Raw genomic sequence first — 12,996 nt, 5'->3', positions numbered from 1 at the left:
ATAATGAAACGACTTCTGTTATTATTGAAATATGAGTTATGAAACAACCACTCCTTTAAACGAAAGTGTTTTAGGAGATTTGCTCTCGCTTGTTGTAACGTTTACAGTTTTCATAAATGCACCTGCAGCTGCCGCATTATAACTAGCTTCCACAAATCCTTTTTTACCAGGCTGAATAGGCGTCTTTGTATAATCTGCTGTTGTACATCCACATGAAGGTGCTACATTTTGTATGATGATTGGTTTTGAACCTGTATTGGTAAATTCAAATCTGATCAACTTTGGTTTACCCTGAGGAATATTTCCTACATCGATCGATTCTGATTTCCATTTAATAGCATCAGCAACCATTTTCACAATTGAAGTACCTTCAACAGGAAATACATTTGCATAAAACGGAGAGAAAGCTAAAACTGCTAACACTGCTGTGATTTTTAATTTTTTCATGAGTATAGATTTTTATTAATTTGAAGTAATAAAAGAACTTATTTTCTTTATGGTGAAACAAATGTAAAGCAGATCGACCATATAATTTGTTAACTGCTTTCAAACATTTGTTAACAAGTTGTTAATGATAAATGATTAATAGATATTTTTGGATAATATTGTTTGGGAAAATGAAAATAAAAAAACTCAATATCATTATAACGCTGGGATTCATTGCTATTATTGGAATTTTAATAGCTCAGCTAATGTGGACCCGGCAGGCTTATAATCTTGAAGATAAAAAATTTAATCAGAAAGTAAATATTGCATTATTAGAAGTTGCTGAAAAATTATCCGGAGGAAAAAATTCTTTCACGGAAAACCCTGTACAAAATATAGCTAATGACTATTATGTGGTTAATATTAACAATGAATTTCATCCTGTAGTTCTTGAGTATTATCTGAAAACAGAATTCACCCGTTTCCAGATCAATACAGATTACGTATATGCTCTTTACAACTGCCACAGTGATAAAATGATCTATGGGAAGTATATTTCCAGTCATCAGGAAAGCCCGAGTAACAAAGTGATCAATTTTCCAAAGCATAAAAACCTGATTTATTATTTTTCTATACGTTTCCCCGATAAAACAACGTATCTGATCAGCTCATTAAGGTTTTGGTATTTACTCACTTTTGCTCTTATTATTATTCTCCTTGTATATGTCTATTCTATTTATACAATCATTCAGCAGAAAAAGTTTTCAGAACTGCAGCGTGATTTCATCAATAATATGACCCATGAGTTCAAAACACCTTTATCATCAATACTTTTAGCTTCAGAAGCCCTCAACAAGCAAGATCTGATACAGGAGAACTACAAGTTGCAAACCTATACATCTATTATTATCAATCAAAGCTATAAGCTGAATAGTCATATTGAAAAAATATTGAATATCGCCAAAAATGATGCTTCGGGATTGTCCTTAAAGCCTCAAAGAATCATCCTCTTCCCATTTATTCAGGAAATTGCTGACGCCATACAGCAAAAAAATGAAGACCTCAGCATTTATATAGAAATAGAAAACAATACTTCAATAATGGCGGATGAATTTCACTTCACCAATATTGTATATAATATTTTGGATAATTCCATTAAGTATTGCGAAACAAAACCTAGTATTGTAATTTCGTCCTTTAAAGACTCAAAAGGTTTATATCTGAAATTTAAAGACAACGGAATAGGCATTCCACCTAAAAATATTCCTCAGATTTTTGAGAAATTTTATAGGGTAAGTACTAAAAAAAGCGAAGAGGTGAATGGCTTTGGATTAGGATTATTTTATGTAAAAAAAGTTGTACAGCAGCATAACTGGAAAATTTCAGTGGAAAACAATACAGACAAAGGAATTACTACAACCCTCTTTTTTCCATTTTAAATTTAATAATAGCGAAGTATGGAGAAATCTAAAATTTTATATGCGGAAGATGACAAGACGATTGCATTCCTGATACAAGACAGCCTTGAGAGCTATTATGACATCCACTGCTACCCGGACGGAAAATCTGCACTGGAGGCCTATCACAGTCAAAACTTTGACATCTGTCTGCTGGACATTATGATGCCTGAGCTGAACGGATTTGAAGTGGCAGAGCAGATCCGCCATAAAAATTCTGATATACCCATCATCTTTATTTCCGCAAAAGCATTAAAAGAAGATCGCATCAAAGGGCTTAAGATAGGAGCCGATGATTATCTGGTAAAACCATTCAGCATAGAAGAACTGATTCTGAAAATTGAAGTTTTTCTCAAAAGATCAAAGAAAACCAATACCTATTCCTCAAGTTATAAAGTTGGCAAATATGACTTTGATCCCAAAAACTATACATTACAAGATGCTATAGCGACTATTACCCTTACCCAAAGGGAATCCGACCTGCTGTTATATTTTATCCGAAATAAAAATACGGTTCTGAAAAGGCAGGATATCCTGAAAGCCATTTGGGGTGATGATGATTATTTTATGGGGCGGAGTCTGGATGTATTTATTTCCAGGTTACGAAAGGTATTGGCAGATGAACAAAATATTCTGATCGAGAACCTGCACGGAATAGGTTTCCGTTTTTCCGAAAAGAATAAATGATATACAAATTTCGTCCACAACAGCGCAGTAAATGATGATTTTAATTAATTTTAATCTTTGAAAACCTATCATTAATGAAAAATCACGGAACAACTGTTTTTCTGTTTCTTTTATTTTTCAGCTTACATTTTAAAGCTCAAAAATTTGAAAAATTAATACAATATGTCAATCCTCTCATCGGGACTGAGAAAATGGGGCATACTTACCCTGGCGCTACTTCTCCTTTCGGGGCCGTACAGTTAAGCCCTGAAACAGATACTATTTCCTATGAACTCAATGGGAAGTATAACGGGGAGGTTTACAAATATTGTGCGGGTTACCGTTATGAAGATAAGACGATTGTAGGTTTCAGTTCTACCCACTTCAGTGGTACGGGACATTCCGATTTAGGGGATTTTCTCATTATGCCTACTGTAGGAAAACTACAGCTTAATCCGGGGACTGCTTTGCATCCGGAAAATGGCTACAGAAGCAGCTTCTCTCATCAGAATGAAACGGCAGAAGCGGGTTATTATAAAGTAAAACTGGATGATCATCATATTTTGGCAGAGCTCACCGCAACATCAAGAGTGGGGGTCCACCGTTATACCTTTCCAAAGTCTGATCAGGCACATATTATTCTGGATCTGATGGCCGGAATCTATAATTATAACGGAAAAAATGTATGGACCTACGCCCGTGTTGAAAACGGAAATACAGTTACAGGATACCGCCAGACCAATGGCTGGGCACGAACAAGGACTGTTTATTTTGCTATGAAATTCTCAAAATCTTTTAAAAATTATGGTCAACAAAACTATGATGGAAAGCAGGTTTATAATGGATTCTGGAGAAAATTTGACCAGACTAAAAACTTCCCTGAGATTGCAGGAAAGAATTTGAAAATGTATTTTGATTTTGACACTCGTGAAAATGAAGCTATTGAAATCAGACTTGCCATTTCACCCGTAAGCCAGGCCAATGCTATGGAAAATCTTGAAAAAGAAACCGGAAATTTATCCTTCGATCAGGTAAAAGCTCAAACTCAGGATAACTGGAATAAAGAATTAAACAAAATTCTCATTAAAGGTTCTGATACGGAAAAGACTAATTTTTATACAGCAATGTATCATACTTTTATTAATCCTACAACATACATGGACGTCAATGGAGAATATAAAGGGTTAGATCAAAACGTTCATAAAGCAACAGGATTTACCAATTACACAACATTTTCTCTCTGGGATACCTATCGGGCTTTACATCCGTTTTTTAATATTATTCAGCCAAAACGGAATAATGATATGGTAAGATCAATGATGGCTCATTACGATCAGTTCTCTATGAAGATGCTGCCAATCTGGTCGCATTATGCCAATGACAACTGGTGTATGAGCGGTTATCACAGTGTAAGCGTGGTGGCAGATGCTATTATCAAAGGAAATTATAATGGAGATCCGAAAGAAGCTCTGAAAGCCTGTTTAGAAACAGCCAGCAAAAGAGATTATGAAGGGATTGGACCATACATCGACCTGGGTTATATTCCCGCTGAAAAAAATGGAACTTCGGTTTCAAATACACTGGAATATGCCTATGACGACTGGGCGATTGCCCAACTGGCTAAACATCTGGGGGAAACAGAAGTTTATAATCAATTTATCAAACGTTCTGAAAACTGGAAAAATAATTTTGACCCCACAAGCGGCTTTATGCGTCCCCGATTGGCTGATGGAAGTTTCAAAAAAGATTTTGATGTACTAAGCACCCACGGGCAAGGTTTTATTGAAGGAAACTCCTGGAACTACAGTTTCTTTGTTCCACAAAATCCTGATGAGCTTATCAAAATGATGGGAGGCAAAAAGAAATTCGCTTCAAGACTGGATGAATTATTTTCCATGCATCTTCCTGACGAGTTTTTTGCAGATACTGAAGACATTACAAGAGAGGGAATCATTGGAGGATATGTCCACGGAAATGAACCGGCACACCATGTAGCCTATCTTTATAACTGGGCAGGGCAGCCATGGAAAACCCAGGCTCAGATCCGCCGTATTTTAGAAATGCAGTATAAAGCTACCCCTGATGGATTGGGAGGAAATGATGACACCGGACAAATGAGTGCCTGGTATATTTTAAGCTCATTAGGTTTTTATCCTGTTGCTCCCGGATCGGAAGATTATTCTATCGGAAGTCCTGCTGTTGACCATGCTATATTGAATCTGGAAAATGGAAAAGTCTTTGAAATTGAGGCGGTCAGTCAAAGTCCAAAGAATGTATATGTTCAGAAAGTTCTTTTGAATGGGAAAGAGATTAAGAATTTTATTTTGAAACATTCTGAGATTATGAATGGAGGGAAAATCACATTTTATATGGGAAGTAAGCCAAAGAAGTAAGATATCCAGATTGAGCAAATGATTAAGTTTAAAAATCTGCTTGACTTGTGTAATCTATGAAAGATAAATAAGTTTTGGCTAAATAATCAACAGGAGCGGGTTAAAGCCCGCTCCTGTTGTATGATCATAATCCCCGATATTTTACAGAGTTTATTATAATTTTGTATTTCCTTTTCAATTACTCTACTTCAAAAAGTAAACGTTCCCCGAATTTTTCTTCTGCAATTTTACCCTGATCATAAACCAAATGTCCATTGACAAAAGTATGCGTAACTTTAGAATGGAATTTCATCCCTTCCAGTGGGCTCCATCCACATTTGTATAATAAATTATCTTTGGAAACCATCCAGTCTTCATTTAAATCTACCAAAACAAGATCCGCTTTATACCCTTCTTTTACAAAACCCCTCTTTTCTACCCTGAAAAGGATGGCAGGATTGTGGCACATTTTCTCAACGATTTTTTCCAGAGAAATTTTCCCGTTTTTATAATTTTCAAGCATTACAACAAGCGAATGTTGTACTAATGGGGCTCCTGAAGGACATTTTGTGTAGACATTGTCCTTTTCCTCGGCTGTATGAGGAGCATGGTCCGTAGCAATAACGTCAATTCTGTCATCCAGAAGTGCTTCCCAAAGTGCATCTTTATCCTTCTGCGTTTTTACAGCTGGATTCCATTTGATAAGACCTCCTTTTGTCTCGTAATCTTCATTAGTAAAGGTCAAATGATGAACACATACCTCAGCGGTGATCTTTTTATCTTTTAATGGAATATCATTTCTGAAAAGTTCCATTTCTTTAGCCGTTGAAAGATGGAAAACGTGGAGCTTAGCCCCTGTTTTCTGGGCAAGTTCCACCGCTTTTGAGGAAGATTTATAGCATGCTTCTTCACTTCTGATCAGATGGTGAAACTTCACCGGAATATCATCTCCATACTCATCCATATACTTTTGTGTGTTGGCTCTGATGGTTGCTTCGTCTTCACAGTGAACAGCAATCAGCATTTTTGTATTGCTAAAAATATTTTCAAGCGTTTCAGGATTATCTACCAGCATATTTCCTGTAGATGAACCTAAGAATAATTTAATTCCGGGAACATTTCTTGGGTTTGTTTTTAAAACTTCTTCAAGGTTGTCATTCGTTCCCCCCATCATGAACCCATAATTCGCATACGCTTTCTGAGCTCCGATCTCATATTTATCTGCCAGTAGTTCCTGAGTAACAGCATTGGGAACAGTATTAGGCTGATCAATAAAGCTGGTAATCCCACCGGCAATTGCTGCTCTTGATTCACTTTCGATATCGCCTTTATGAGTCAGGCCCGGTTCACGGAAATGTACCTGATCATCAATCACTCCCGGAAGAAGATATTTCCCTGCCCCATCGATGATCTGATCGGCATTTTCAGAAATACCGGCACCTATTTTAGAGATTAGATCATTTTCTATTAAGATATCGCCTTCAAAGATTTCTCCTTCATTGACGATTTTTACGTTTTTGATAAGAACTTTCATTTCAATTTATTTCCTGGTAAAATTAAGATTTTATGTTTTAATTAGCTTCAAAATCACAAAACGAATCCTTAAAGTTTTACATTTGTAAAAAATTTCGACTTTGTACAAGAAACTATTAGGACAAACAATCATCTATGGAGCGGGGGCAATAGCACCAAGAATTATCTTATTCATCCTTAATCCTCTTTTGATTTATAAAATCCCCAATGAAGGCTTTGCCATTTTCACGCAGCTTTATGCATGGATTTCATTTGTGAACATTATACTTTCTTTTGGTTTTGAAACCGCTTATTTTAGATTTTCTGCCGAAGATGGTAATGAGAAAAAGACATTCAACACTTCGTTTTGGTTTTTGTTTTCAACTTCCACCATTTTTCTCGCATTGTGCTACCTTTTCAATCAGCCCATTGCTGATTATGTAGGGTATCATGACAATCCTGAATATATTAAATGGTTTGCTTCAATTGCCTTTTTCGACAATTTACTGGTGATCCCTTTTGCCTGGTTGCGTTTTCATAACAAACCTATTAAATATTCTGCAGTAAGGGTAGTTCAGGCAATATTTCAGGCAGTATTTACAGCCGCTTTATTCTTTTGGATCCCTGAAAACATATCAAAAAGTTTTGGTCTGGACCAAAATGTAGATTTCCCTTTCTTCAGTAACTTAGCAGGAAGTGCTTTGGGTTTATTACTATTGCTACCTATTATACTAAAAGTAAGATTTCAATTTGTAACTTCTTTGTTTGGACGCATGATTAAGTATTCCTTTCCGCTTATGCTGGCAGGTCTCGCCTTTATGGTGAATGAAAACTTCGACAAATCCATCCAGAGAAATTATATTTCAGACGAAGAAGCAGGAGCCTATGGAGGCTGTTATAAACTGGCTGTGCTGATGACCTTATTTGTTACAGCGTACAGAATGGGTATTGAACCGTTCTTTTTTAAACAAATGGACAAAGGTGATGCTAAAAAAACGTATGCTAAAGTGGCAGAATACTTCGCCTTTTTCGCCTGTGCTGTAGCATTAGGAATTATCGCTAATATTGCGTGGCTGAAAGACGTTTTTATCCCCAACAAATCTTATTGGATCGCCATAGATATTATCCCGATCATTGTTGTTGCCAATCTTTGCTTTGGAATTTACTACAACTTTTCCACGTGGTACAAAGTAACCGACAGAACCAGTGTGGGAACTGTCATTTCTTGGCTCGGAGCAGGAATCAATATTGGTCTCAACTTTTTAGCTTTAACATACTATCGCAGTATGATAGGTTCTGCATGGGCAACTTTCGGGGCCTATGTAATTATGATGATTGTCTCTTATCTGCTAGGTCAGAAATATTATCCTATCCCTTACAGAATGAAGAAAATGTCTTTCTTTTTGCTATTGCTAGGAGTTTTCAGTTTTATCATTGTAAAATACCTCAATTATAATATCATCACGAGTAATGTATTGTTTTTAATCTTCGTCGGAATTTTGATTTATTCTGAAAAAAACATGATTTTATCAAGAATCAGAAAGAATTAAACTTTGGTCTTTATTTTGATACTACACAAATCTGTTATTAATTTAAAAATAGATAATCATACTCCAACAAGGGTTTTAATTACTATCTTTAACCTTCATATTTAACTAACTACTAAAAACATCTTTTATATAATTTATGAAAATTATTGTTCCTATGGCTGGACGTGGTTCCAGATTACGTCCCCATACACTGACAGTTCCAAAACCTCTTATTCCTATCGCTGGAAAACCTATTGTCCAGAGATTGGTGGAAGATATTGCTAAAGTTGCAGGAGAAAATATTGAAGAAGTAGCTTTTATAATCGGAGATTTTGGTCCTGAGATTGAAAAATCTTTGATTCAGATTGCCGAAAAATTAGGAGCAAAAGGAAGTATTTATTATCAGAATGATCCACTTGGAACTGCACATGCAATAAAATGTGCCGAGCAATCAATGACAGGAGATGTGGTAATAGCTTTTGCAGATACCCTTTTCCGTGCAGACTTTGTTTTAGATAAAAATTCTGACGGTGTTATTTGGGTGAAAAGTGTAGAAGATCCTTCCGCTTTTGGAGTTGTAAAGCTAGATAATTACGGTTTCATTACCGACTTCGTTGAAAAGCCACAAACTTTCGTTTCGGACCTTGCCATTATTGGTATCTATTATTTCAACAGTGGTGAAAAACTGATGGATGAGATCAACTATATTATGGAAAACAACATCAAAAACGGAGGAGAATATCAGCTGACAACAGCTTTAGAAAATCTGAGAGCAAAAGGAGCCAAATTCACTTTAGGAAAAGTAAATGACTGGATGGACTGCGGAAACAAAAATGCTACTGTAGAAACCAACAGTAAGATTCTGGAATATGAAAGAGAATCAATGTCTCATTATCCAGCTTCTGCGGTAATTGAAAACTCTTTGATCATTCAACCTTGCTTTATTGGTGAAAATGTAAAAATTTCCAATTCGAAAGTAGGACCTGGTGTTTCATTGGGTAACAATACTACAGTTGTAAATTCTAATATTGAAAATTCTCTGATTCAGGAAAACACAAGAATCAATCACGGAAACCTTTCCAATTCTATGATCGGTAATTCCGCTCAGTATTTTGGGGTGGCCAGAGAAATTTCTTTGGGAGACTACTCTGTTTTAGATTTTCTTTCTAAATAAATTAAGATCAGAAATTCTTTCACTTACATAAAACATAATCAAACCACACAATATATTTTGTGTGGTTTGGCTTTAATATTGCTGAGTTTTTTAAACAAAAGTTAAATACATGAAAAATTGGATATCCTTATTTTTACTGCTTCTTGCCTTGTCATCCTGTAAAACCCGTACTACCGCCCAAGGTGATACAGGTAAAACTCAGGATAGCATCACCATTACAAAAGATAACGGAAATCCAAAAGATGTCAATGAACCGGTTCGGGATAAATACACTTTTTTTGAACACGCATTAATCCCTCCAAAATTTGAACAGATTAAAATCGACAGTAAGGTGCGGGTAGAAACAGGAAGTTTTATACCTACCCTAGATGCTACTATTTATATTGAAAATGACAAAAAGGTATGGATGAATCTGAGAGCACTCTTCATCAATGCTGCCAGAGGAATAGCAACCCCTGAAGGAATAAAAGGCCAGGATAAAATAAATAAAACTTATATTGATTCTGATTTCGACTATCTCAACAATCTCCTGAATGTCAATTTCATTGATTATAAATCACTGGAAAAAATCCTTCTGGGCCGTACTTTTGTAAAGATCAACGACAGACAGTTTGATCTTACCCAGAATGCCCAGGGATTCAAAATGGTATCGAACATCAACCAGAAAATTGTAACAGACGAAAAAAACAGAGAGTATAAGATTACTCTGCAATATGATACCAATTACGATTTATTGAATGTCAATTTAAAAGATATTCTGTCTTCTGATGAGCTTGACATTTCTTACAGTGATTGGGACGAATATAATGGAGTGCGCCTTCCTAAAAATGTTAAAATAATTATAAAAGGGTCAAAATCTAGTCAGATTTTAATTGAAAATACGAAATTTGACTTTTCGAGGATGGAAACACCTTATTCTGTACCATCCAGTTATAAGAAAATTGAGATTAAATGATTAAAAAATTTAGCTTTTTAATAGGTGTTTTGATGTTCGGACTGCACCAGGGCCAGCAGAATAAAGAACAGCTGCAGAAGCAGAATGCCGAACTTAAAAAACAAATTGCACAAATAAATTCCGATTTAGCCAAAACAAGAAGTGAATCTAAACTTTCTATAGCCTATCTTTCTAGTGTCAATCAAAAATTGGTGTTAAGAGAAAAGGTATATAATAATACCCAGAAAGAAAAAAGATTCATTGAGGATGATATCTATTTACGTCAGCTGGAAATTAACCGCCAGAATAAAGAACTGGCTGTTTTAAGAAAAAACTATTCTGAAGTTTTGGTCAATGCTTATAAAAATAAAGGTGTACAGAACAAAGTAACATTTATTCTTTCATCCAAAAATTTAGGAGAAGCTATACGAAGAGTACAGTACCTGAAGCAATATTCCGATTATCAGGATAAAAAAGCAGCTGAAATCACCGATGCAGCCAATCAAATCAAGAAAAGTATCGCACAAAAGCAAAGCTCTGTAAAAGAGAAAGAAAACCTTCTTGTCAATCAACAGAAGGATTTGGCGACAATCAATGCGGAAAGAGGGCAGAAAGAGCAGCTGGTAACCGAGTTCAAAAAGAACGAGTCTAAGCTGACTGCTGAACTAAAACAAAAACAAGTTCAGTCTAAAGCTCTTGAAGGACAGATCAGAGCTATTATTGCTGAGGAAATAAGAATTGCCAAAGCAGAAGAAGAAGCAAGAAAAAAAGCGGAAGCTGAAAAAATACGTTTAGCTAAAATAGCTGCGGAAAGAGAAAAAGCAAGAATTGAAGCTGAGGCTAAAGCAAGAGCTGAAGCCCTTGAAAGAGAGAGAAAGCTGGCTGAAGCCGAAGCTAAAAAAGCAGCTGATCTTGCAGCAAGAAGAGCGGAAGAAGAGAGAAAGCGTAATGAAGAAGCTGCAAGAGCAGAATCCAACGCAAGAGATGAAGCAAGAAAAGTTGCCGCAAAAAAAGCATCAGACGAAGCTAATGTAAAAGCAAAAGAAGCGGCAGATAAATTAGTGGCAGCCAGAGCAGCTGAAACAGCACTTGCCAAGAGAAAAGAAGAAGATAAAAAAGCAGCTGAAACGAAAGCTATGACCAGCTATGGCGTTTCTACAGCAGCAGGAAACAGTTTTGCCGATAACAGAGGCAGACTTGGCTATCCTGCAGACAGAGCAGGGCAAATTACCCACCGTTTCGGAAGACAGCCCCACCCGGTTTTCAAAAATATTACTGAAGAAAATAATGGGATCAAAATCTCTGTTCCTTCAGGCACAAGAGCAAAGTCAGTATTCCCGGGATCAGTATCTTCGGTATTGGCTAATAATGACGGAACAAAGACTGTTATCATTAAACACGGAAGTTACTTTACCATTTATTCCAACTTAGGAAACGTAAGTGTCTCCAAGGGACAACAGGTTTCCTCAGGGACTCCGGTAGGCACTATTGCTCAGGATTTTGATGGTGCTTATACCCTTGATTTCCAAGTATGGAACGGAAGTACACCAGTTGATCCATTAGGTTGGATTTCATATTAAAAAAAGTGTAACTTTGTAAAAATTTTAAGAGATGAATACACTAACTATACTTGCCTTATCTTGGCAGCACATCCTTATCGTAGCAATACTTTTAGTATTACTATTTGGAGGAAAGAAAATTCCGGAACTAATGAGAGGTGTTGGTTCAGGAATCAAGGAATTTAAAGATGCGGTAAAAGAAGAAGACAAACCAGGTTCTGAAAACAAATCTTCTTCTACGGACAATAATACATCCAGCAACTAAAAAATTCCTTAGAATTAATGAAATTTACTGAGACTGCATGGAAAGTCTTCAATCAATCTATTGAAGACTATCACGTGTCTGATGACGTTAACACTCTAATTAATAACCCGTTCGAAAAAGACAGTTTGGAACGGATTTTGTATGCAAAGAACTGGATTGATACCGTTCAATGGCATCTGGAAGATATTATTAGAGATGAAAATATTGATCCGGCTGAAGCTCTTCAACTCAAGAGAACAATAGACGCCTCCAATCAGAAAAGAACTGATCTGGTAGAATATATTGACAGCTGGTTCCTTAACAAGTTTGAAAATATAACTCCTAAACCTGAAGCAAAGATAAATACAGAGACTCCCGCATGGGCAGTAGACAGATTATCAATTCTTGCGCTAAAGGTTTACCATATGTCATTAGAAGCTAATAGAGAATCTGCTTCTGAAGAGCACAGAAACAACTGCCAGGCTAAACTGGATGTACTGCTTACTCAGAAAGAGGATCTTACAACTTCTATTAATCAGTTGCTTGCTGATATTGAGAACGGTAACGTTAAGATGAAAGTATACAAACAAATGAAAATGTATAACGATGAAAGTCTTAACCCAATCCTTTATCAAAAAGGGCAACAGAAATGAAAAGACTATTTTTTTTTGGAGTACTTATCATACTAACATCTTCCTGCGCAACGGAAAAGCTTAACCTTTCTCCGCTGTCAAACAGTTTTTACAGTGATACTAAAGGCTCTGATTCTGACCGAGGGTCCAAGAAGGGTTTTAATATCAATATTAAAGAAAATGTAAATGCTTCTGAAATTTCAAATATTATCTCCACTTTTCCTAAGTTTAAAGACAATGGATTAAATGACGAGGTTGTAAACTTGAAATACAGCCTTCAGAATTATTTATATGCTATTGATGCTAACAATTCTGCCGGAAAGAAAAGAGCACTTAAAAGCTTCGAAAAATCATACAAAAAAATTCAAAAGCAAAGACAAAGTCTGAGTAAAGATGATGACGAAGTTCTCAACAGATATTTGGTTCGTTTAAAAACCAATATTTCTGTCATTGAGGATACTTTACCAGGAAGTTAAAAAACAATTGACTAT

The 12,996-nt window shown here is 36.0% G+C and carries 12 protein-coding genes; 10 read left to right on the top strand and 2 right to left on the bottom strand.

Annotation, left to right across the window (positions count from 1 at the left end; translation table 11 throughout):
* Window positions 1-36 precede the first annotated feature (36 nt).
* Window positions 37-447 (bottom strand): DUF1573 domain-containing protein, encoded by a 411-nt coding sequence (locus AC27VX_RS20915; RefSeq protein WP_236857230.1) that lies wholly within the window; start codon window positions 445-447, stop codon window positions 37-39.
* A 170-nt stretch (window positions 448-617) separates the two neighbouring features.
* Here AC27VX_RS20915 and AC27VX_RS20910 point away from each other — a divergent pair, with 170 nt between their 5' ends.
* The 3 genes from AC27VX_RS20910 (at window position 618) to AC27VX_RS20900 (ending at window position 4,942) form a co-directional block, all read left to right on the top strand.
* Window positions 618-1,865: a sensor histidine kinase gene (locus AC27VX_RS20910; protein WP_488697746.1), complete on the top strand. Its 1,248-nt coding sequence runs from the start codon at window positions 618-620 to the stop codon at window positions 1,863-1,865.
* Window positions 1,866-1,883: 18 nt separating this feature from the next.
* Window positions 1,884-2,570 carry a response regulator transcription factor gene (locus AC27VX_RS20905; RefSeq protein WP_236857228.1) on the top strand — a complete coding sequence of 229 codons (687 nt, stop codon included), beginning with the start codon at window positions 1,884-1,886 and terminating at the stop codon, window positions 2,568-2,570.
* A gap of 74 nt (window positions 2,571-2,644) precedes the next feature.
* Entirely contained in the window at window positions 2,645-4,942 is a 2,298-nt protein-coding gene (locus tag AC27VX_RS20900; protein ID WP_488697744.1) for a GH92 family glycosyl hydrolase, read from the top strand.
* Window positions 4,943-5,120: 178 nt separating this feature from the next.
* On the opposite strand, the gene AC27VX_RS20895 is transcribed toward AC27VX_RS20900, so the two are convergent.
* Entirely contained in the window at window positions 5,121-6,455 is a 1,335-nt protein-coding gene (locus AC27VX_RS20895; RefSeq protein ID WP_488697742.1) for a dihydroorotase, read from the bottom strand.
* 100 nt (window positions 6,456-6,555) lie between these two features.
* On the opposite strand from AC27VX_RS20895, the gene AC27VX_RS20890 reads away from it, so the two are divergent.
* The 7 genes from AC27VX_RS20890 to AC27VX_RS20860 all read left to right on the top strand — a co-directional run bounded on the left by AC27VX_RS20890 (window position 6,556) and on the right by AC27VX_RS20860 (window position 12,981).
* A complete protein-coding gene (locus AC27VX_RS20890) occupies window positions 6,556-7,983 on the top strand; it encodes an oligosaccharide flippase family protein (protein ID WP_488697740.1) in 1,428 nt (475 codons plus the stop codon).
* 136 nt (window positions 7,984-8,119) lie between these two features.
* Window positions 8,120-9,136: a sugar phosphate nucleotidyltransferase gene (locus AC27VX_RS20885; RefSeq protein WP_236857220.1), complete on the top strand. Its 1,017-nt coding sequence runs from the start codon at window positions 8,120-8,122 to the stop codon at window positions 9,134-9,136.
* A gap of 109 nt (window positions 9,137-9,245) precedes the next feature.
* Complete coding sequence (lolB1, locus tag AC27VX_RS20880; RefSeq protein WP_236857219.1) at window positions 9,246-10,091, top strand: lipoprotein insertase outer membrane protein LolB1; 846 nt, start codon at window positions 9,246-9,248, stop codon at window positions 10,089-10,091.
* Window positions 10,088-11,650, top strand: a complete 1,563-nt coding sequence (locus AC27VX_RS20875) for a peptidoglycan DD-metalloendopeptidase family protein (protein WP_236857218.1) — start codon at window positions 10,088-10,090, stop codon at window positions 11,648-11,650. The genes lolB1 and AC27VX_RS20875 overlap by 4 nt, the downstream gene beginning before the upstream one ends.
* A gap of 31 nt (window positions 11,651-11,681) precedes the next feature.
* The gene (locus AC27VX_RS20870; protein ID WP_236857217.1) at window positions 11,682-11,894 is read left to right on the top strand and encodes a twin-arginine translocase TatA/TatE family subunit; all 213 of its coding nucleotides are present in this window, start codon (window positions 11,682-11,684) and stop codon (window positions 11,892-11,894) included.
* A 17-nt stretch (window positions 11,895-11,911) separates the two neighbouring features.
* Window positions 11,912-12,526 carry a DUF4254 domain-containing protein gene (locus AC27VX_RS20865; protein WP_236857216.1) on the top strand — a complete coding sequence of 205 codons (615 nt, stop codon included), beginning with the start codon at window positions 11,912-11,914 and terminating at the stop codon, window positions 12,524-12,526.
* On the top strand, window positions 12,523-12,981 hold the full coding sequence (locus AC27VX_RS20860) for a hypothetical protein (protein ID WP_236857215.1): 459 nt from the start codon (window positions 12,523-12,525) through the stop codon (window positions 12,979-12,981). Before AC27VX_RS20865 ends, AC27VX_RS20860 begins: the two co-directional genes overlap by 4 nt.
* Window positions 12,982-12,996: the final 15 nt, after the last annotated feature.

The organism is Chryseobacterium sp. 14P4.3.2, from assembly GCF_057799275.1.
This window is presented reverse-complemented; position numbering and strand designations above follow the sequence as displayed.

Bases quoted from the DNA above. Each gene is read 5' to 3' on its own strand.
- AC27VX_RS20895 (WP_488697742.1), bottom strand. From the start codon at position 6,455: ATGAAAGTTCTTATCAAAAACGTAAAAATCGTCAATGAAGGAGAAATC.
- AC27VX_RS20865 (WP_236857216.1), top strand. From the start codon at position 11,912: ATGAAATTTACTGAGACTGCATGGAAAGTCTTCAATCAATCTATTGAA.
- AC27VX_RS20870 (WP_236857217.1), top strand. From the start codon at position 11,682: ATGAATACACTAACTATACTTGCCTTATCTTGGCAGCACATCCTTATC.
- lolB1 (WP_236857219.1), top strand. From the start codon at position 9,246: ATGAAAAATTGGATATCCTTATTTTTACTGCTTCTTGCCTTGTCATCC.
- AC27VX_RS20875 (WP_236857218.1), top strand. From the start codon at position 10,088: ATGATTAAAAAATTTAGCTTTTTAATAGGTGTTTTGATGTTCGGACTG.
- AC27VX_RS20860 (WP_236857215.1), top strand. From the start codon at position 12,523: ATGAAAAGACTATTTTTTTTTGGAGTACTTATCATACTAACATCTTCC.
- AC27VX_RS20910 (WP_488697746.1), top strand. From the start codon at position 618: ATGAAAATAAAAAAACTCAATATCATTATAACGCTGGGATTCATTGCT.
- AC27VX_RS20900 (WP_488697744.1), top strand. From the start codon at position 2,645: ATGAAAAATCACGGAACAACTGTTTTTCTGTTTCTTTTATTTTTCAGC.
- AC27VX_RS20915 (WP_236857230.1), bottom strand. From the start codon at position 447: ATGAAAAAATTAAAAATCACAGCAGTGTTAGCAGTTTTAGCTTTCTCT.
- AC27VX_RS20885 (WP_236857220.1), top strand. From the start codon at position 8,120: ATGAAAATTATTGTTCCTATGGCTGGACGTGGTTCCAGATTACGTCCC.
- AC27VX_RS20905 (WP_236857228.1), top strand. From the start codon at position 1,884: ATGGAGAAATCTAAAATTTTATATGCGGAAGATGACAAGACGATTGCA.